The organism is Armatimonadota bacterium (assembly GCA_031459715.1).
Classification (GTDB): Bacteria; Sysuimicrobiota; Sysuimicrobiia; order Sysuimicrobiales; family Humicultoraceae; genus Humicultor; species Humicultor tengchongensis.
Genome location: JAVKIA010000004.1, coordinates 52,819 through 70,931 on the forward strand (window position 1 = coordinate 52,819; position 18,113 = coordinate 70,931).

Below are 18,113 nucleotides of genomic sequence, written 5' to 3' on the forward strand. Positions count from 1 at the left end.
GCGGCTCGGCCTCACCGCTGCGGCCGGAGCAGGCGCGCCGCCACCTGCGCGTAGAACTTCGCCGCCATCACCGCCTCGTCCAGGTCCACGTACTCGTCGGCGGAGTGGGCCAGGTCGGGGATGCCCGGCCCAAAGAGGATGGTGGGGATGCCGCGGGCGGCGAAGAAGCGGCCGTCGCTGGCCTGCTGGTAGCCCACCGGAGTGGAGTCCAGCCCCAGCCCGGCGGCTACCTCTCGGGCGGCGAGCACCAGCGGCGCGTCGGCCGGGGTTTCGATGGGCGGTCCCTGCTGCAGCGGCTCCACGGTCACGTCCAGGTCGGGGTCCTCCTCCCGCAGCCTGGCCACCACCCGATCGATCTCCGCCAGGGCCTCGGCCGGGTGCTCGTGGGGCAGGGTGCGCCGGTCGACGGTGGCCTCGCAGCGGTCGGGGACCACATTGGTGGCGATCCCGCCGCTGATGGTCCCCACGGAGAGTGAGGGAGGCGGGGTGAGCGGATGCCTCTCCCGGGCCAGCCGCGCGCCGATCTCCTGCTCCAGGGCGGTGAGCACCTTGACCATGGAGCGGATGGCGTTGACCCCGCGCCACGGAGTGGAACCGTGGGCGGTGCGGCCGCGAGTGACCAGGCGCACCCACAGCAGACCTTTCTCCGCGATGGCGATGCGGTTGTGGGTGACCTCGCCGACGATGACCTGGTCGGGCCGCAGCAGACCCCGCTCCACCAGCATCTCTGTGCCCCTGGCCCCGCCCACCTCCTCGTCGCTTACCAGGGAGAGCAGCAGCGACCCCGCCAGCGGTACCTCCAGACGCAACAGCGCCTCCACCGCCGTTACCATGGCCGCCACCGATGCCTTGGGGTCGGCCGCCCCCCGGCCGTAGAGGCGCGTCCCCTCGATCTGCGCACCCAGGGGGTCGTGGCGCCAGGCGCGGCGGTCTCCGGGAGGCACTGTGTCCAGGTGGCTGTTCAGCAGGAGCTCCGGGCGTCCCGACCCCAGGCGCAGCAGGAGGTTGGGCTTCTTGGGCTCCTCCGCCAGGACCTGGAAGTCCACCCCCAGCCTGCGCAGGCGTGCCCCAATCAGGTCCACGGCGCGGCGGGTGTCGCCCGGAGGGTTGGTGGTGTCAGTGCGCACCAGCGAGGCAAGCAACCCCACCAGGGAGGACCGCTGCCGCTCGACCTCCCCGGTCAGCACGGGGGCATCGGAGGGCGTCGCAGAGCTCATCGGGCCAGAAGTAGGTTCTCCGCAGGCGGGAGCGTTGCCTGCGGGGTCAGCGGGTGGGAGCCGGGGCGGGCGGGGAAGTGGCCGGGCGGGCCACCCGCTGTCGGGCAATCTCCACTGCCTTCGCCAGCTGGGCATCGTGGCCGCGAAGGAAGTCCTCCGAGGTGAGGTCGAGGATCACATCCGGGGTCACCCCCGCCCCTTCCAGCCGCCGCCCCTTCCCGCTGGTGAGCCGGCGGATGGTCACGCTGAGCGCGGAGCCGTCGGAGAGCTCGAACAGCGTGCTGGCCTCCACCGCTCCCGCGGTCTTCACCCCCACCAGCGTCCCCCGCCGGTGCTCCACCACCGCCGCCGCCAGCAGCTCCGCCGCGGAGGCGGTCCCTTCGTTCACCAGCACCACCAGGGGAGTGGCCCCAGGCAGCAGGGGGCCGCGCTCGGTGTACACCACCTCCGTCCCCCGGCTGGTGACCTGCTGGTAAATGGGGAGACCGCGGGGGACAAGCAGGTTCAGGGCCTCCCGCAGCTCGTGGAGGAAGCCGCCGATGTTGCTGCGCAGATCCAGCACCAGGGCGCGCATCCCCTGCCCCAGCAGGCGCTGCAGCGCGGTGCGCAGCTCTCTCGCCGAACCCTGCGTGAACTCGTAAAGGTAGATGTAAGCAATCCCCGGCTCGACCATCCGCGCGGCGAACAGCGGCGGGACCACGATGGGCGCCCGGGTGATGGCGCGCATCAGCGGTGCCGGGTAGCCGGGACGTTCGAAGGTAACCGTCACGGTGCTGCCGGCGGGGCCGCGGATCATGTTGACCACCTGCTCGGCGGTGAGGCCCCCGGTGGGCGTGTCGTTCACGCGGACGATTCGGTCGAACGGACGCACGTCCAGGCGCTGCGCCGGACTGCCCGGTATGACCTGCCACACGTAGAAGCGCCCGTCCTTGGGCAAAAGGACCATGCCCACGCCGGCGAAGCCGGCCTGCTGCCGCTGCCGGGCGATGCGCTCGCGGTACTGCTCGGGGGTGAGGAAACCGGTATGCGAGTCGTTGAGGCTGGCGGTGACCGCGGTGATGGCGGCGTAGGCCAGATCACGGGCCGACACCTTGCCCTGCGCAGCGGTGAGGGCTGCGGCAAACGCGGCACGGAAGATCCTCTCCGCCTCGTCGGGAGCGGTGCCCCTGGGGATGACGGCGAACCGGGCGGGGACGCCGGCGCTGCTCAGAGACGCCGTGATCCCCTCCAGGGCGGCGTTGAGCAGGCGCACCCGGTCCACCAGTGCCTGCTCCACGTACTCCGCATCCAGCACCTGGATCGCTTCCAGAACCAGCCCGGCGTCGGCGGCAGCGCGCGCGGGAGCGGGCAGCACGGCCACCGCTGCCACGACAGCCAGCAGGAGCAGGCGCTTCATCCTCGCGGCGAACCTCAGGCGCATACCTCCACCCTCAGTCTGGCCATCCGCTCACAGCGCCGGACGGAACGGCACCAGACGCAGGATCCAGGTGTTCAGGACAAAGAGAGCGTCGCTGGCCAGGGCCAGGCCCATGATCAGGAGGAAGACGCCGCTCAGGGTGGTGATGGACCGGCTGTAGCGGCGCAGCCAGGAGAGGTCCAGGGTCAGCGTGAGCAGCAGGGCCGCCAGCAGGAAGGGTACACCCATACCCAGGGCATAGGTGAACAGGAGGAGCGCGCCGCGCTGCGTGCTCTGCTCCTGCGCCGCCAGCGTCAGCACCGCGGTGAGCACCGGACCGATGCACGGCGTCCAGGCGAAGCCGAAGGCCATCCCCACGGGGACCGCTCCTGCCAGGCCCCAGGGGCGGCGGCTGAAGTGGAAGCGGTGCTCCCGGTACAGCAGGGGCGCCCGCAGCAGGACGGCCAGGCCCAGGGCGATGATCAGCAGGCCGCCGACACGGCTGAGCCAGATGCGGTTGGACAGGACGAAACCGCCCAGCAGCGACGCCGAGGCCCCCAGGGCTGTGAAGACGAGGGCGAAGCCCCCGACGAACAGCCCGGTGGCCAGGAGCACCCGCCCTGCGTGGCGGCGCCTCTGGGCCGCTTCCATCTCCTGGAGAGAGAGCCCGGAGACGAAGGAGATGTACCCGGGGATCAAGGGGACGACGCAGGGCGAGAGAAACCCCAGCACGCCTGCGGCGAACGCAACGGGAAAGCTGACATCAGGCACCGCACCGTCTCCGCCTTGGGCCCATTGTACATTCCCCCAAACGCCCGCGCCTACGCCCTTCTTCTCCTGCGCAGCGGATGCAGGCGCACAGCCGATCCGGCGCGAAGGCCGGTGCGCGTCGCAGCGCTGCCCTCGCGCACAGCGATCTCCAGCAGGCCCTCGCTGCCGGGGAGGAGGAGGAGCTCTCCCCGCCTGCCGCTGCCGTAGGTGGCCTGCAGGCGGAGGGGCCATGCGCCGCGGGCGGTGCGCAGGGTGAAGGCAGGGTGCGGCGCGGCCAGCTCCGGCGGGATGCTGGTGACCAGGTTGCCGAAAGGGTCGACGTAGAGGATCTCACCGACCAGCACCTCCCCACGCCACTCTGCGTGCGGTGCGGGCAGCTCCACCGGATCATCGATAGGACGGCCCAGACGGGCAGGCGGTTCGCCCAGGAGCAGCCGGGCCGCCGCCGGCGCGAAGAGGTCGCGACCGTGGAAGGTGCTGGAGGCAGACGGCAGGGCGACCGCGGGGTCGAGGTGAAAGACCCGCGGCCACCCCAGGCGGCGCGCCGCAGGCAGGAGCAGACCGTTGTCGGGCCCGACGAAGCACTGCCCGCCCGAAGCCACCACCAGCGGGCGCCGCTCGGTACCCACGCCCGGATCGACCACGGCCAGGTGGACGGTGCCGGCCGGGCAGAATGGCGCCACGGCGGCCAGCAGGAACGCCCCCTGCCGCACATCGTGACGGCGCACATCGTGGCTGATGTCCAGGAAGCATGTCTCCACGCGCGCCGCCACCACCGCCTTCATGGCGGCGGGGTAGGGGGAGCGGCTACCGAAGTCGGACAGCAGGGTCAACAGGCGCATGGCGTCGTCGCAGCACTGCCGGACTGTCTGCCGGGCCCGCCGCTCCTGAGCCGGCTGAAGGGTCCGTCGCTCATCCCTCCTCCGCCCAGGAGACCACAAACCGGGCCAGCACCTCAGCGGTGGCCGCCACCGAGGCCAGGTCCACCCACTCCTCCGCAGCGTGCGCACCCGACCCTGCAGGACCGAAGATCACCGTGGGGATACCGGCGGCGGCCAGCAGCGCCGAGTCCATCCAGGGGGAGGCCCCCACCAGGGCCGGTTCCCGCCCCAGCACCGATCTGGCGGCACGCCGCAGCGCGCCGACCAGCGGCGCCTGCGGAGGACTCTCCAGGCCGGGGCGAAAGAGCGACAGCGACCAGGTGGCCTCAAAAGAGGGGTCTGCCCGGCGTAGCTCCGCCAGCAGACCCTCTACTTCCGCGGTGACGTCCTCCGGACGCTCTGCCGGCAGAGTCCGCCGCTCCACCTGCAGCCGGCAGCGCTCCGGGTAGGTGCTCAGGCCCTGCCCTCCGGTTATCAGTGAGGCATGCACCGAGGGCCGCCCCAGGAGCGGGTGACGGCGACGCGGGTAGTGCTCGCGCTCCAGCCGCTCCAGCGCTGCCAGCACGCGGCCCATGCGGACGATGGCGTCCACACCCTCGTCGTGGCGGCTGCCGTGCGCTGCGCGGCCCGCGGTCTCGATGGTGATCCAGGCGAAGCCTTTGTGGGCGATGCACACCTCCAGGGCCGTGGGCTCGGTGACCACGGCCGCTCCCGCCGTCACCTCCCGGACGACGGCTTCGGTTCCGCGGCTGGCGTACTCCTCGTCGGCCACCATGGCCAGCACCACGTCGCCCGGTGGGGGTCCGGCGGCTGCGGCGGCCAGCGCCGCCTCCACCATGGCCGCCACCCCTCCCTTCATGTCGAAGGCGCCACGCCCGTACAGCCGCCCCTCGCGGATGACCGGCTCAAAGGGGTCGACGGTCATCCCCTCCACGCCCACCGTGTCCAGGTGGCCGTTCAGTAGCAGAGGGGGCCGCTCCCCCCGTCCGCGCAGGCGCGCCAGGACGCTGGCCCGGCGGGGCCCCACCTGCCGTACCTCCGCCTCCAGCCCGGCGCTGCGGCAGTACTGGCAGAGGAAGGCGGCGATGGCTTCCTCTCCGGGTGCTCCGGGGACCAGATCTGGGTTCACGGAGTTGTGGCGCACCAGGTCGGCGAGCAGGCGGATCAGGCGCTGGGAGTCGATCATGCGTGCTCTGTGGTCACAACCGGGAGAAGCTCGAGCACGTCGGACCTCCTACTTCACGAGCACGTTGGACCTCCTACTTCAACAGGCGGGAGAGGCGCCGGTCGGCGTAGACCTTCCCGCCGGTCTGGCAGCCAGGGCAGTAGGAGGTCTCCCGTTCCTGGAAGTAGACGGCGGCCAGCCGCCCACCGCAGCGAGGGCATTCTTGGCCGGCCCGACGGTGGATGCGGAAAAGGTCTTCTGGCTCGCGCAGCGGCAGGGTCTGGCCGAACCGGGCGCGGTGCTCCTCGATGGAGCGCTGCAGAACCTCGCGGATCGCCGTGTGCAGGCGCTGCTGCTCCTCCGGCTGCAGGGATCCCGTGAGGGCAAACGGCGAGAGGCGGGCTTCCCAGAGGATCTCGTCGGCCCAGGCGTTGCCGATGCCGGCCAGGTAACGCTGGCTGGTCAGGAAGCGCTTGAGCTGCATCTGCGCCTGGGCCAGCATCGCCGCCAGCACGGGGGCGGAGAACGCTTCGTCCAGCGGCTCCAGGCCCAGCGTGGACAGCGGCTCGGTCCCCTCCACTTCCTCCGCCCGCCGCAGGTACAGACCGGCACGCTTCTTCGGCCCCCGCTCCACCAGCCGCAGGTCATTGCCGTCGTCCAGAGCGAGGGCTAGGGCCACGTCCTTGGCCAGGCGCTGTCCAGAGGGGACCACCTGCAGCCGGCCGTCACGGCCCAGGTGTACGATCATGACCAGCCCGCCGGAGAGGTCGAAGAGCAGCAGTTTCCCCCTGCGGCGCACGTCCTGGACGGTCGCCCCCGCGAGGGCCTCAAGCGGCGGGTGAACCGACTTCAACAGGGCGGCGCTGTGCAGGTGCGTCGCGCGGATCGTCCGCCCTGACACTTGGGGCCTGAGGGCGGCGACCAACGCCTCCAGCCAGGGAATCTCAGGCACCCGCCAGCTCCGCCGCAGCCCAGCTACTTGCCGCCTGCAGCGCCGCCGCCACCGCGCCCTCTACGATGCCCTGGGCGAATTCCGGTCTCCCCCCACCCCGCCCCCCGTACTGACGGAGCGTCCGCTGCAGCAGCGCGGCCACATCCACCCCCACATCGGGTGAGCGGGCGAAGACCACATGTCCCTCCTCCGTGGCCAGCAGGACAACCAGGCCGCCCTCCGAGACCAGCGCCCGGGCCAGGCCCCGCACCTCATCGAGGGGTCGCCCCCCGAGCACCTCCGTCACCACCGCCGGGGCCTGGACGTCCCGGCGGCGCAGGCCGGCCTCCACGGCCAGGAGCCGCTGCAGCGTCTCTTCCGCCCGCCGCGCCGCCTCCTGTTCCCGCGCAGCCAGCCGCTGGACCGCGGCCACCACCTCCTCCTCCCCCGTGGAAAGCAGGCGCAGGAGGTCGGCCAGGAGGCGGCTCTGCCGGCGGCGATCCCGCAGGGCGCGCCAGCCGCAGAGGAACTGGACGCGGGTCCCACCCTTGTATCGCTCCCAGCCGGTGACGGCCACCATCCCCACCTCGCCCGTGGCCCGCACGTGCGTCCCACCGCAGGGGGAGCGGTCGAACCCTTCGATCTCCACCAGGCGAATCGTCCCGGACTTCTGCGGCGGGCGGCGCAGCCCCCAGCGGCCCACCTCCGTCTCGTCCACGAAATGGAGGCGCACCGGCCGGTTCTCCATCACCACGGCGTTGGCAGCATCCTCCAGCCGCGCCGCCTCCGCCGGGCCGAACTGCGCGGCATCCAGGTCGACCGTGCAGCGCTCGGCGCCCAGGTGGACGGCCAGCGTGGTTGCACCCAGCTCCCGTAATGCTGCCTGGGAGAGAAGGTGCTGGCCGGTGTGCTGCTGCATGTGGTCAAAGCGGCGCTCCCAGTCCACGCGGCCCTCCACCACCTGCCCGGGGAGAGAGGCGGGATCGCCTCCGTCCAGACGGTGGAGGACGCGGCCGTCATCGGTCTCCGTCACCTCCAGGACGGGCAGGCCTCCCAGGAGGCCTGTGTCGTGCAGCTGCCCGCCGGAGGTGGGATAGAAGGCGGTGCGGTCCAGCTCCACCAGCACCCCGCCAGAGACGGGGCGTGCGGCCTGCACGCGCGCCTGAAAGGTGCGCAGGTAGGCGTCGGTCAGGTAGAGCCGTTCGGTCATCTGTGGGAGCGCCATGCTGCCTAGCGTTTCAGGCTGAGCGTCAGGCCGTCCCGCAGCGGCAGGAGCACCGAGTGCAGACCGGGGTGGCCGAAGGCCAGCCTGTTGTACTGCCGGACCCCTTCACGGTCGGCGGCAGACCAGCGTCCCTCGGGCGCGCCGGGGACCACCTCCCCGCCCAGCAGCGCGTTGTCGGCGACCAGCAGGCCCCCATCGGCCAGCAGGGGGAGGACCAGGTCGAAGTATGCCGGGTACTCGGTCTTCACCGCATCCAGGAAGACGAGCCCGTAGGTCATCCCGCGCAACGTCGGCAGCACCTGCAGCGCGGCGCCGGGCAGGACCTCCACCAGGTCGGAGAGGTCCGCCCGGGAGAGGTTTGCCTGCGCCCGGGCGACGCGCTCCGGGCGCAGCTCGACAGTCTGCAGCCGCCCTCCATACTCCCGCAGCGCCCGACCCATCCAGATGGCGGAGTAGCCGATGGCCGCCCCCACTTCCAGGACGCGGGAGGGACGGGCCAGGCGCACCAGCAACGCCAGGAGGCTACCCACCTGGGGGCCGCAGATGGGGATGCGCTCCTCCCGCGCCTGCGCCTCCAGCTCCACCAGCAGTGGGTCGCGCGGCGGCAGCAGGTCGTCCAGGTACTGCAGGACCCGGCCAGACAGGAGTTCGGGCATCAGCTCGTCAGCATCCCCAATGTGTCGTACAAGAGCGTAGCGTATTCCACCCCTGCAGGTACAGCGCCGGGAAGGCCACCTGAGGGTTCGTGTTTACTTCCAGCCAGGCCTGTGCTAGACTGCGCGGCGGCAGGTAGGGCGCAACGCGCAGTATCTGTACGTTTACAGAAGGGAGAAGGGTCTTGATGGCCACAGGCACGGTCAAGTGGTTCAGTGCGGAGAAGGGCTACGGCTTCATCTCCGTGGAAGGCGGCAAGGACGTCTTCGTGCACTACACCGCGATCCAGTCTGACGGCTTCCGCACCCTCCAGGAGGGGCAGGCCGTACAGTTCGACATCGTGGAAGGCAAGAAGGGTCCGCAGGCGGCAAACGTCACCATCCTCTAGATCACGCTCGCCAGCGCCAGACGGCAGCCCGGGTATTCCCCGGGCTGCCGTGTTTCTGGCCGAAAAGCCCCAGGGGAGACCGCGGCCTGCCGCGAATCTGCATCACCGTGGCACTGCTTGCCCTGGTGGACTATCTCTTCCTGTTCCTCTACCTGGCACTATTGGTGCGCGTCATCCTCTCGTGGGTGCCCGGCGCGATGGACAGCGGCGCCGCCCTTTTCGTCTACAGGATCACCGACCCGCTCCTGGCCCCGCTGCGGCGGGTGATTCCCCCGGTGGGCGGGCTGGACATCACACCGCTTATCGCCTTCCTCATCCTGGGCGCGGCGCAGCGCATCGTCCGCGAGATCCTGCTTAGCCTGATGTTCTGATCTGCCTGAAGGGCCGGACCTGATAGGCGCAGCCCCGGTCGGTGGCTACGGCCGGGTGCCCGCGGGGGGATCGTGCCCCTCCCGTCCGCCGGAAGCGGCAAGACCCGCTGCGGCCACAAGCGCCGGCACGTTCAGCGCCAGGGTCAGCAGGAGTGTGTTCCGCAGGCCAATCACGTCGGCAGTGGCCCCCACCGCCGTGAGCATCAGCCCCCCGATCCCCCAGGCCAGGCCCATGACGATGCTGGAGGCCAGGCTGGCGTGCTGCGGCAGGCTCTCCTGCGCCATAGTCACGGTCACCGGCGCGGAGGTGTACAGGAGGATCCCCGCTATGGGGAGGAGGAGGAAACCCCAGCCCAGCGGCGCCAGAAGGTAGACCGCCATGAGTGGGGCGCTCAACAGCAGCGAGAGCAACAGGACCGCCCGGCGTCCCAGCCACTCGGCCAGGATGCCGCCGGTGAACCCCCCGGCAGCTCCGATCCCCCCGAAGAGGAAGACTGCGGTTCCGCCCAGGACCAGGGAGAGCCCCCGCTCCCGCAGCAGCAGCGGCAGGAAGGTGATGAAGGAGATGGAGACGATGCTGCGCACGACCACGTAGATCCACAAAAGGAGCAGGGTACGCCGCTGCGCCCGCAGCGCCCGGCGGATGGTCCCCGCGCGGGCGGGGCGGGCCGTAGGCCAGCGCCACAGGATTGCGGCCAGGAGGACCATGACCACCGCTCCAGGGAGGCCGGCCGGAAGGGTCCAGGCGAGCCCCTGCCACTGCACCAGAGCGGCGATGTACAACGGCCCCACGGCGTAGGCCAGCTCGCCGCCGGCGACGAAGATGGCCAGCCCGGTGGCGCGGCGGGCACCGCTGTGGAACCCGGCGGAGGCCGCGCCCTGCGGGTGGAAGGCGGCCGTGCCCACCCCCGCGCAGAGCAAGGCCACGATCAGCGCCGGATACGTGGGCAGGACCCCGGTGAGGCTCATGGCCGCCACGGTGAGCAGGGGGCCCAGGGCTACCAGACGGCTGCGGCTCTGGCGGTCTGCCACCAGCCCGAAGAAGGGCTGGGAGAGCGCCGATGAGGTGTTCAGGATCGTGCCCAGCAGCCCGGCCAGCGCCAGGTTCAGGTTGAAGCGCGGCACCAGCAGCGGCAGCAGCGGGGAGAGCCAGGCCATGTGGAAGTCGTTTAGGAAGTGGGCCAGGGTAACGCCAAGCAGCCGCCGCTGCTGCATCGGCGGTACGGGAGCCACGGTGGGAGGCAGGAGATCACGGGCGGGGGCCAGCGGCACGAACGCCATTATAGCAGAGCAGCTTCCGCCGCCCGGGGGATGAGGTCGCCGCCCCTGCGGCGAAAAGAGGGCATGCGTACCCGGCTCTCTCCTGTGCGCAGCGTACCCTCCTCCACAGACGCCCTGGCCGCCGGCCTGCGGGCCGCGGTGCGTGGGGAGGTGCGCTTCGACCACTTCTCCCGAGTCCTTTACAGCACCGACGCCAGCATCTACCAGATCCTCCCCCTGGGCGTGGTCCTGCCGAAGGACGATGAGGACGTGGCGGCGACACTGCGCCTGTGCGCGGACGCCGGCGTCCCCGTGCTGCCCCGCGGTGGCGGGACCAGCCTGGCCGGGCAGGCCATCGGTCGGGCGGTGATCCTGGACTGCTCCCGCCACCTGCGGGCGATCCTCGAGGTCAACCCCGACCGCCGTCTGGCCCGGGTGCAGCCCGGCGTGGTGCAGGACGACCTGAACGCGGCGGCGTCACCCTTCGGCCTGCGCCTGGGGCCGGACACGGCCACCAGCAACAGGGCCACCCTGGGCGGGATGATAGGCAACAACTCCTGCGGCGCACGTTCCATCGTCTACGGCAAGATGGTGGACCACGTGGAGCGGCTGCGCGTCCTGCTGGCCGACGGGCAGGAGCTGGTTCTGGGGCCGCTGGACGAGGCCGCGCTTGCGGCCAAGATCCAGGAGCCCTCGCGCGAGGGGCAGCTTTACCGCACTGTCCTGGAGACGGTCCAGGCGCACCGCGAGGAGATTGAGCGGCGCTATCCCAGGCTGCTGCGGCGCGTCGCCGGTTACAACCTGCCGGAGATGCTGCTTGCTCCCTTCAACCTCTGCCGGCTGATCGTGGGCTCGGAAGGCACTCTGGCCACAGTGACCGAGGCCACGGTGCGCTTGGTCCCTCATCCGGCGCACACGGTGCTGACCGTGCTGCACTTCGCCGACCTGCAGGAGGCGCTGGAGGCGGTTCCCCTCATCCTGGCCCACCGGCCTTCTGCGGTGGAGCTGGTCGACCGCTTCGTCCTGGAGATGACTCGGGCGCAGCTGGAGTACGCCCGCCGCATGACCTTCGTCCAGGGGGACCCCGACGCCCTGCTGCTGGTGGAGTTGGCTGGCGACCATGGCGACGAGGTGCTGGACCGGCTGGCCGCGCTGGAACGCTCCCTGGCCGCCGGTTCCCGGCCCTACGCCGTGGGACGCGCCGTGGAAGGGGCGGAGCAGGACAACATCTGGCGCGTGCGCAAGGCCGGGCAGGGCCTGCTGCAGGGGATAAAGGGCGACGCCAAGCCCATCACCTTCGTCGAGGACACCGCCGTCCCCCCGGAGCGCCTCGCCCAGTACATCGCCCGCTTCCGCGGCATCCTGCAGGCGCACGGTGTGCGCGCCGCCTTCTACGCCCACGCCAGCGTAGGCTGCCTGCACGTCCGACCGCTCATCAACCTGAAGGACGCTCAGCAGGTCCAGACCATGCGGGCCATCGCCGAGGCGGTGGGGGAGCTGGTCATCGAGTTCGGTGGGGCCATGAGCGGGGAGCACGGCGACGGACTGGTCCGGGGGTGGTTCCTGCAGCGCTACTTCGGCCCGGTGATCACCCAGGCCTTCCGTACCATCAAGCAGGCCTTTGACCCCCAGGGGCTGATGAATCCCGGCAAGATCGTGGATCCGCCCCTGATGACGGAGGACCTGCGGTACGGGCCGGGGTATCGCACCCTGTCCCTGCCCACCCACTTCGACTGGAGCCGCGACGGGGGCTTTGCCGCGGCGGTGGAACTGTGCAGCGGTGTGGGCGCCTGCCGCAAGACCGGAGAGGGGACCATGTGCCCGTCCTACATGGTCACCCGGGAGGAGGAGCACTCCACGCGCGGACGGGCTAACCTGCTGCGGGCGGTGCTCTCCGGCGTCCTCCCGCCGGCGGAGCTGACCGGGCGGCGTCTCTACGCGGCCCTGGACCTCTGCGTGGAGTGCAAGGGATGCAAGGCGGAGTGCCCGGCGAACGTGGACATGGCCAGGCTGAAGGCCGAGTTCCTGGCCGGCTACTATCAGGCACACGGGGTGCCGGTGCGGGCGCGCCTGTTCGCCCACGTCCACCGGCTGAACCGGCTGGGAGCGGCGCTGGCTCCCTTCTCCGGATGGCTGGTGCGCTCAGCGCCGGCCCGCCTGGCGCTGGAGCGGCTCCTGGGCATCGACCGGCGCCGTCCCCTCCCCCCGTTCGCCCGCCCCACCTTCGACGCCTGGTGGCGGCGCCGCGGCCCGGGAGGCCCCGCCCCTCCCCAGAGGGCGCAACCTGCTCAAGCTCCCGCATCCGCAGCCACTCCGCGCGCCCCCGCACCCGCAGGACGCGTCGCCCTCTTCGCGGACACTTTCCTCCGGTACAACCACCCGGAGGTAGGGCGGGCCGCGGTTGCCGTGCTGGAACGCCTGGGCTACGACGTGATCGTCCCGGACGTGGTCTGCTGCGGCCGGCCCATGATCAGCAAGGGGCTGCTCGAGGCGGCGCGGCGCCACGCTGCGGAGAACGTACGCCGGCTGCTCCCTCTGGCCCTGGCCGGCGTGCCCATCGCCGGATGCGAGCCCTCCTGCATCCTCACGTTCCGCGACGAGGTCCCCGACCTGCTGCCCGGGGAGGACACCCGTCGCCTGGCGGCGCAGACCTTCCTCATCGACGAGTTCCTCCAGCGCCACATCCGGCAGCGCGGCTGGCCCGCCTCCGACCACAGCGGGCGCGTCCTGTTCCACGGCCACTGCCACCAGAAGGCCCTCGTCGGGACCGGCCCGGCGGTGGAGGTGCTCAGGGCCGCGGGCTATCAGGTGGAGGTCGTGGACTCAGGCTGCTGCGGCATGGCCGGCTCGTTTGGCTTCGAGCGCGACCACTACCAGATCTCCCTGGCCATGGGAGAACGCCGCCTCCTGCCCGCCGTCCGCGCGGCGGCCCCCGAGGTGCAGGTGGTGGCTATGGGCGTCTCCTGCCGGCAACAGATCGCCCACGGGAGCGGACGCCGCGCCCGGCACCTGGTGGAACTCCTGGCGGAGGCGCTGGACCGCTAGAAGCAGCAGGAGCGCCCCGCCTGCAGAGGCGCCTCAATCGAAACGTTCAGGCGCGAGCCTTGGACGACTCCCTGGTGGCGCGGCGCCGCCGTTTCGCCCCGTCCACGCTCCCGGGGAGCGTCTCCTCCCAGGTGACGATGCTGTGGAAGAAGACCCGGTCGCCTTCCTCCAGCCCGCGCGTCACCTCGGTGATGTGTACGTTGGTGGCGCCGAAGTCGGCCAGGGCCGACTTGACCGCCGCCTCCGGACGGGCGTCCTGGCCGCAGGTGAAGATGTCCAGGGCGACGTAGCGCAGCTCAGGCCAGGTGTGGACGGAGAGGTGAGATTCGGAGATGACGACGACGCCGGAAACCCCGCCCGGGTTAAACCGGTGAAAAGATATGGACCAGACCTGGACCTTGGCCGCCTCCGCGGCCCGCACCAGGATCTGCTCCACCTGCTCCACCTTGCTGATGATCTCCGGATTGCATCCGGAGGCCTCGACAATGTAGTGGTGCCCGACGGCATCCATCTCCCACCTCCTCCTCCCCCGCCGCGCGCCGCGCTGGCGGTGTAGGTCCGTTTGCCGGCTCGGAGTATACGGGTGCCGTCAGGGGGTGTCAACGCGATGCGCTGGCTCGGTAGCGCCCCGGACCCTCACAGGGAGGGACTACCGGATGCCGGGGGCTGCTCACTCACCGAGGAGAGCCTCCACCTCCTCCCGAGCGCGGGCCAGCACCTGCCGGATCTGCTCCATCTTCTCCGGGCTGACCGTGTGCCAGGGACCGCGGCGGCGGAAGGACAGTGCCAGGTGCCACAGCTCCCGGTACGCCGGTCCCCAGGCATGCCAGCGGCGGCTGAACCTGGTGCGGACCTCCTCCACCGCCTCCTTGCGCTTGGTGAGGAACTGCCGCCCCTCTTGTGTGATGGTGTACACCCTCTTGCCGTCCTGCTGGCTGGAGGTCACGTAGCCCATGTCCTCCAGCATCTGCAGCGCCGGGTAGACGGCGCCGGGGCTGGGGGCGTAGAAGCCGCCGAACTGCTCCTCCAGCGCCCGGATGATGTCGTACCCATGCATAGGTTTGCCCGCGAGCTGGTCCAGGATGAAGTACTTCAGGTCTCCTCTGCTCAGCAGTCGCTCCCGCAGGGGGCCAAAACCTGCCCACCCTCTGCCAAACATGCTCGCACCTCCCTCAGGAATGAGATATATCGCGATACTATTAAACCCTTGTCGCCTCCCTGCCGTCAACGCCCCGCGCTTCAGAACAGGTCACCGGGGCCAGGCTGCCAGGAGCAATCACAACAGGAGGCTGCGGATGGCAACAAGGATCCCGGTGGCCGCCAGCGTCACCGCCGCACCAGCCAGAAGCACCCCGGCGACGATGGCCAGGGTGGCCCCGCGTCGCTCCACCCCCAGCAGCCAGGCCAGCGCCACCCCGGAGTACGCCCCCGTCCCCGGCAGGGGCACGCCCACGAACAGGGCCAGCCCCACCAGCCCATAACGGTGGACCAGCCCCCCGCCCCTTAAGCGCACCCGCTCCGCCATCAGCCGGCGGAACCAGCTCCAGCGGGAGAGGACGCGGTCGTAGAAGAGGTCGAGGGTGAGAAACCACGGCGGGATCAGGGCGCAGTTGGCGGCCACGGTGATGCCGAAGACCAGCAGGGGGTGCAGCCCCAGGCCCACCCCCAGGGGGATAGACCCGCGCAGCTCCACTCCGGGAACCAGGGAGACGCCCACCAGCCAGAGCAGGTGGCGGAGGATCATCGCTGCCTCGGGGCCTGCGGCCTCACCGCCGCGGCACCTGCTCGCCAGCCAGTTCCAGGAAGCGGATCACCGTCTCGATCCCGCGGAAGAAGTTGGGCAGGTGGAACTTCTCGTTGGGGGCATGCAGCCGGTCGTCGGGCAGCCCAAACCCCATGAGAACCGCGGGGGCGCGAAGGGCGTTGACGAAGCCGGCCACCACCGGCACGCTGCCGCCCTCGCGCATGAACACCGGCGGGCGGCCGAAGACCTCCTCCAGGGCCCGGGCCGCGGCGCGCACCACCGGTTCCTCCGGGGACACCAGCACCGGATCGGCCAGGGAGAGGACCCGCACCTCGGTGCGGACCCCGGGCGGGGTGAGCCGCTGCACCTTCCGGCCAAGCGCCCGCACCACCGCCTGCGGCCTCTGCGCCGGCACCAGGCGCAGGCTGAGCTTGGCCGTGGCCCGCGCCGGGATCACCGTCTTGGGACCCGGCCCGGTAAAGCCACCCACGATGCCGTGGACCTCCAGGGTTGGACGGGCCCAGCGCCGCTCCAGGATACTGAACCCTTCCTCCCCGGGCGCGACGTCGATGCCCAGGTCGGCCAGGTAGGCTGACTCCGCAAACGGCAGCCGTCCCCAGGCCTCCCGCTCCAGCGGCGAGGGCGGCTGCACCGCGGTGTAGAAGCGGGGGAGAGCCACCCGCCCCCGCCGGTCGCGCAGGCCGGCGATGATGCGGGCCAGCGCCTCCAGGGGGTTGGGCGCCGCGCCGCCGTACTGTCCGGAATGCAGGTCGCGGGACGCCCCGCGGGCCTCCACCTCCACGTAGACCAGGCCGCGCAGACCCGTCACCAGCGCCGGAGTCTGCGGCGCGAAGAACATCCCGTCACAGACCAGGGCGGCGTCCGCGCGCAGCATCCTGCGGTACCGGGGGATGAGCCCGGTGACCCGCGGGCTGCCCAGCTCCTCCTCCCCTTCGATGAAGAACCTGAGATTGAGCGGTAACCTCCCGGCGGCGCGCAGCCACGCCTCCACGGCGCAGAGCTGGATCATCACCTGCCCCTTGTCGTCGGAGGCCCCGCGGGCGTAGAGGTCCTCCCCGCGCAGCATGGGCTCGAAGGGAGGCGACGTCCACTCGTCCAGGGGGTCGGGCGGCTGCACGTCGTAGTGCCCGTAGCAGAGCAGGGTGGGCCGGCCCGGGGCGCCCAGCCACTCCCCGTAGACGATGGGGTGGACGCCGTTCTCGATAATCCGGGCCTGCAGCCCCATCCTCCGCAGCCGCTCCTCCAGCCACAGAGCGGCGCGGCGCAGGTCAGGTGCATGCTCCGGCAGGGTGCTGACGCTGGGGATGCGCAGAAACGTCTTCAGTTCTTCCAGGAACTGAGAGCCCATCTGGCGCGCGTAGGTCTGCGGGTCCACGATTCCTGTGCATTCGGGATAGACGCACGCTGTCCCTCTGCACGCGGGTGGGGGCAGCCCGGGCTCAGGCGCCGGCCCGAACCGCGGGGCTCAGGAAGGCGGCTCCCGGGGTTGCAGCCGCACCTGCAGGGTGATGTGCACCGCGTCCTCGGCCACGAAGAACAGGAAGCGGGGCACGGGGAGGCCGAAGTCGGTGAAGCGGACCACCACCGCGCCCTCTGCTGTGTAGGTGTTGCCCACCGCGGTGATGGCGAGCGGCACCTCCACCTCCCGGGTCACCTCCCTGACGGTGAGCTGCCCGCGCAGCAGGCCATGAAACCGGGGCAGTTCCGGTGATGCGGCCACGACGGTCCCGCTGAACGTGATGAAGGGATGGGCTGCGGTGTGCAGGAAGGCAGGGCTGCGCATCTGGGCGTCGCGCAGGGCAATGCCGGTGCGAATGGTGCGGGCGTCGACCTGCGCCTGCACCTCGGCCGCGTACCCGCCCTCGCTCTGGCGCACCACCACGCTACCGCTGACCTCCCGCGTCTCCCCGACGAAGCCCCCGCGGTTGTCGCGGACGGAGAACCGCACCAGGCTCTCCTGCGGTCGCAGGGTGAACGCGCCTACCGGAAGGGAGCTGGGAGCCAGGAGGACGGCGACGACGGCGGCCAGGCACTTCATCTCGGGTCGGGGTGGAACCCTTTCGAGAATGCGTCCGGACTTGTCACGGCTATGTCACACCCTTCGCTCATCGACCCTGCGGGGGCCGACCGAGGGGATGCCCGGCCATCCGGAGAACATCAGGGTCGTGCGCGCCTCTATCTGGCTGTCGCGACTGGCCGACCCTGGCAGGAGGCGGGGGATGATGCGTCGCCTGGCGGCGCTGAGCCTTGCCGGATTCGCTCTTACCATGCTCTTCCTGGCCGCCACAGGGCGGGGGACCGAGGGCTGGTTCTTCGTCCTGGTAGTCTGGATGGTGCTGGTCTTCGTCCCTCTCTGGCTGGTCGTTGCCGCTTTCGAGTCCATCGGCCCCGCGCTGCGCGGCCGCGCGGCGCAGAGGCTACGGACGCGGCAGGAGGGCTACGGTTCCGCTTCGGAGGCGTCAGTGCTGGTCGAGGACGTCTTTGCCCGGGAGGTGGTCATGCCGCGGATCGCCACGCCCCTGCAGGTGAAAAGGGCACAGGAGGCCGCTGTGGCCCTGCTCCTCCTGGCCCGCCGCCACCCTCTGCGGCAGGAGGCCCTGCAGCGTGCCCTGGACCGCTGCCTGGGCTGCCTGGAGGCCTGGACGCGGGACCTCGGCGGCTGGGCAGCCACTTCCGCTGCCGGGGACATTCAGGGCCGCTGGGCTGCCGTGCGAGCGCTGAGCGCCCTGGCCGCCCTGAGCAGGGTACTGGTCGCCCTGTGCGAGGACCGCAGCGGGCGATCCTGGCCGGGCCCAGGGGGATCCACCTCGAGGGCGTTCCTTGATGCTGTCCTGGATTACTGCGACGAGCTGGCGCTGCAGGTGGATGTGGTTCCCTGGGCGGAGCCCCCGCTACGCCTCAATACCGATCCCCAATACGTGGAGCAGCTCCGCCGGGCCTGGCAGGGATACGCCAGCGCGCCCCAGCCGTCCCCGGCCGCGCTGCAGGCCTTCCTGAGCGCGGCCCTCCCGGGGATGGCCTTCTAAGCCCCTGTGCTACACTCT

At 71.1% G+C, this 18,113-nt stretch carries 18 protein-coding genes; 4 read left to right on the forward strand and 14 right to left on the reverse strand.

The window, feature by feature from the left end:
* Window positions 1-11: 11 nt before the first annotated feature.
* From QN152_02870 to QN152_02905, 8 genes are all read right to left on the reverse strand, one after another.
* Window positions 12-1,217 carry a M20 family metallopeptidase gene (locus tag QN152_02870; protein MDR7538458.1) on the reverse strand — a complete coding sequence of 402 codons (1,206 nt, stop codon included), beginning with the start codon at window positions 1,215-1,217 and terminating at the stop codon, window positions 12-14.
* Between the two features lie 46 nt (window positions 1,218-1,263).
* A complete protein-coding gene (locus tag QN152_02875; protein ID MDR7538459.1) occupies window positions 1,264-2,613 on the reverse strand; it encodes a S41 family peptidase in 1,350 nt (449 codons plus the stop codon).
* 51 nt (window positions 2,614-2,664) lie between these two features.
* Window positions 2,665-3,384: a cytochrome c biogenesis protein CcdA gene (locus QN152_02880; GenBank protein MDR7538460.1), complete on the reverse strand. Its 720-nt coding sequence runs from the start codon at window positions 3,382-3,384 to the stop codon at window positions 2,665-2,667.
* Between the two features lie 50 nt (window positions 3,385-3,434).
* Complete coding sequence (locus tag QN152_02885) at window positions 3,435-4,226, reverse strand: SAM-dependent chlorinase/fluorinase (protein MDR7538461.1); 792 nt, start codon at window positions 4,224-4,226, stop codon at window positions 3,435-3,437.
* Between the two features lie 70 nt (window positions 4,227-4,296).
* Window positions 4,297-5,451 carry an ArgE/DapE family deacylase gene (locus tag QN152_02890; protein MDR7538462.1) on the reverse strand — a complete coding sequence of 385 codons (1,155 nt, stop codon included), beginning with the start codon at window positions 5,449-5,451 and terminating at the stop codon, window positions 4,297-4,299.
* Window positions 5,452-5,524: 73 nt separating this feature from the next.
* Window positions 5,525-6,382: a DNA-formamidopyrimidine glycosylase family protein gene (locus tag QN152_02895; GenBank protein ID MDR7538463.1), complete on the reverse strand. Its 858-nt coding sequence runs from the start codon at window positions 6,380-6,382 to the stop codon at window positions 5,525-5,527.
* Window positions 6,375-7,571, reverse strand: a complete 1,197-nt coding sequence (locus QN152_02900; protein ID MDR7538464.1) for an alanyl-tRNA editing protein — start codon at window positions 7,569-7,571, stop codon at window positions 6,375-6,377. The genes QN152_02895 and QN152_02900 overlap by 8 nt, the downstream gene beginning before the upstream one ends.
* Before the next feature lie 20 nt (window positions 7,572-7,591).
* On the reverse strand, window positions 7,592-8,242 hold the full coding sequence (locus QN152_02905; GenBank protein MDR7538465.1) for an O-methyltransferase: 651 nt from the start codon (window positions 8,240-8,242) through the stop codon (window positions 7,592-7,594).
* Between the two features lie 185 nt (window positions 8,243-8,427).
* Between QN152_02905 and QN152_02910 the strand changes: the two genes are divergently transcribed.
* Window positions 8,428-8,628, forward strand: coding sequence for a cold-shock protein (locus tag QN152_02910; protein MDR7538466.1), 201 nt, complete (start codon window positions 8,428-8,430; stop codon window positions 8,626-8,628).
* A gap of 107 nt (window positions 8,629-8,735) precedes the next feature.
* Complete coding sequence (locus QN152_02915; protein MDR7538467.1) at window positions 8,736-8,999, forward strand: YggT family protein; 264 nt, start codon at window positions 8,736-8,738, stop codon at window positions 8,997-8,999.
* A 45-nt stretch (window positions 9,000-9,044) separates the two neighbouring features.
* Here QN152_02915 and QN152_02920 read toward each other — a convergent pair whose 3' ends face one another.
* Complete coding sequence (locus QN152_02920; GenBank protein MDR7538468.1) at window positions 9,045-10,280, reverse strand: MFS transporter; 1,236 nt, start codon at window positions 10,278-10,280, stop codon at window positions 9,045-9,047.
* A 63-nt stretch (window positions 10,281-10,343) separates the two neighbouring features.
* Between QN152_02920 and QN152_02925 the strand changes: the two genes are divergently transcribed.
* Entirely contained in the window at window positions 10,344-13,304 is a 2,961-nt protein-coding gene (locus tag QN152_02925) for an FAD-linked oxidase C-terminal domain-containing protein (protein MDR7538469.1), read from the forward strand.
* Between the two features lie 46 nt (window positions 13,305-13,350).
* On the opposite strand, the gene speD is transcribed toward QN152_02925, so the two are convergent.
* From speD to QN152_02950, 5 genes are all read right to left on the reverse strand, one after another.
* Window positions 13,351-13,815 (reverse strand): adenosylmethionine decarboxylase, encoded by a 465-nt coding sequence (speD, locus tag QN152_02930; GenBank protein ID MDR7538470.1) that lies wholly within the window; start codon window positions 13,813-13,815, stop codon window positions 13,351-13,353.
* 159 nt (window positions 13,816-13,974) lie between these two features.
* On the reverse strand, window positions 13,975-14,463 hold the full coding sequence (locus QN152_02935; protein ID MDR7538471.1) for a PadR family transcriptional regulator: 489 nt from the start codon (window positions 14,461-14,463) through the stop codon (window positions 13,975-13,977).
* Between the two features lie 117 nt (window positions 14,464-14,580).
* The gene (locus tag QN152_02940) at window positions 14,581-15,048 is read right to left on the reverse strand and encodes a small multi-drug export protein (GenBank protein ID MDR7538472.1); all 468 of its coding nucleotides are present in this window, start codon (window positions 15,046-15,048) and stop codon (window positions 14,581-14,583) included.
* 22 nt (window positions 15,049-15,070) lie between these two features.
* Window positions 15,071-16,444 (reverse strand): dipeptidase, encoded by a 1,374-nt coding sequence (locus QN152_02945; protein MDR7538473.1) that lies wholly within the window; start codon window positions 16,442-16,444, stop codon window positions 15,071-15,073.
* 90 nt (window positions 16,445-16,534) lie between these two features.
* Window positions 16,535-17,107: a YceI family protein gene (locus QN152_02950; protein MDR7538474.1), complete on the reverse strand. Its 573-nt coding sequence runs from the start codon at window positions 17,105-17,107 to the stop codon at window positions 16,535-16,537.
* A gap of 181 nt (window positions 17,108-17,288) precedes the next feature.
* Between QN152_02950 and QN152_02955 the strand changes: the two genes are divergently transcribed.
* On the forward strand, window positions 17,289-18,095 hold the full coding sequence (locus tag QN152_02955; GenBank protein ID MDR7538475.1) for a hypothetical protein: 807 nt from the start codon (window positions 17,289-17,291) through the stop codon (window positions 18,093-18,095).
* Window positions 18,096-18,113: the final 18 nt, after the last annotated feature.

Coding starts and splice junctions, on each gene's coding strand:
- QN152_02950 (MDR7538474.1), bottom strand. CDS start 17,107: ATGAAGTGCCTGGCCGCCGTCGTCGCCGTCCTCCTGGCTCCCAGCTCC.
- QN152_02910 (MDR7538466.1), top strand. CDS start 8,428: ATGGCCACAGGCACGGTCAAGTGGTTCAGTGCGGAGAAGGGCTACGGC.
- speD (MDR7538470.1), bottom strand. CDS start 13,815: ATGGATGCCGTCGGGCACCACTACATTGTCGAGGCCTCCGGATGCAAT.
- QN152_02890 (MDR7538462.1), bottom strand. CDS start 5,451: ATGATCGACTCCCAGCGCCTGATCCGCCTGCTCGCCGACCTGGTGCGC.
- QN152_02905 (MDR7538465.1), bottom strand. CDS start 8,242: ATGCCCGAACTCCTGTCTGGCCGGGTCCTGCAGTACCTGGACGACCTG.
- QN152_02955 (MDR7538475.1), top strand. CDS start 17,289: ATGATGCGTCGCCTGGCGGCGCTGAGCCTTGCCGGATTCGCTCTTACC.
- QN152_02935 (MDR7538471.1), bottom strand. CDS start 14,463: ATGTTTGGCAGAGGGTGGGCAGGTTTTGGCCCCCTGCGGGAGCGACTG.
- QN152_02870 (MDR7538458.1), bottom strand. CDS start 1,217: ATGAGCTCTGCGACGCCCTCCGATGCCCCCGTGCTGACCGGGGAGGTC.
- QN152_02885 (MDR7538461.1), bottom strand. CDS start 4,226: ATGCGCCTGTTGACCCTGCTGTCCGACTTCGGTAGCCGCTCCCCCTAC.
- QN152_02920 (MDR7538468.1), bottom strand. CDS start 10,280: ATGGCGTTCGTGCCGCTGGCCCCCGCCCGTGATCTCCTGCCTCCCACC.
- QN152_02900 (MDR7538464.1), bottom strand. CDS start 7,571: ATGACCGAACGGCTCTACCTGACCGACGCCTACCTGCGCACCTTTCAG.
- QN152_02925 (MDR7538469.1), top strand. CDS start 10,344: ATGCGTACCCGGCTCTCTCCTGTGCGCAGCGTACCCTCCTCCACAGAC.
- QN152_02940 (MDR7538472.1), bottom strand. CDS start 15,048: ATGATCCTCCGCCACCTGCTCTGGCTGGTGGGCGTCTCCCTGGTTCCC.
- QN152_02875 (MDR7538459.1), bottom strand. CDS start 2,613: ATGAAGCGCCTGCTCCTGCTGGCTGTCGTGGCAGCGGTGGCCGTGCTG.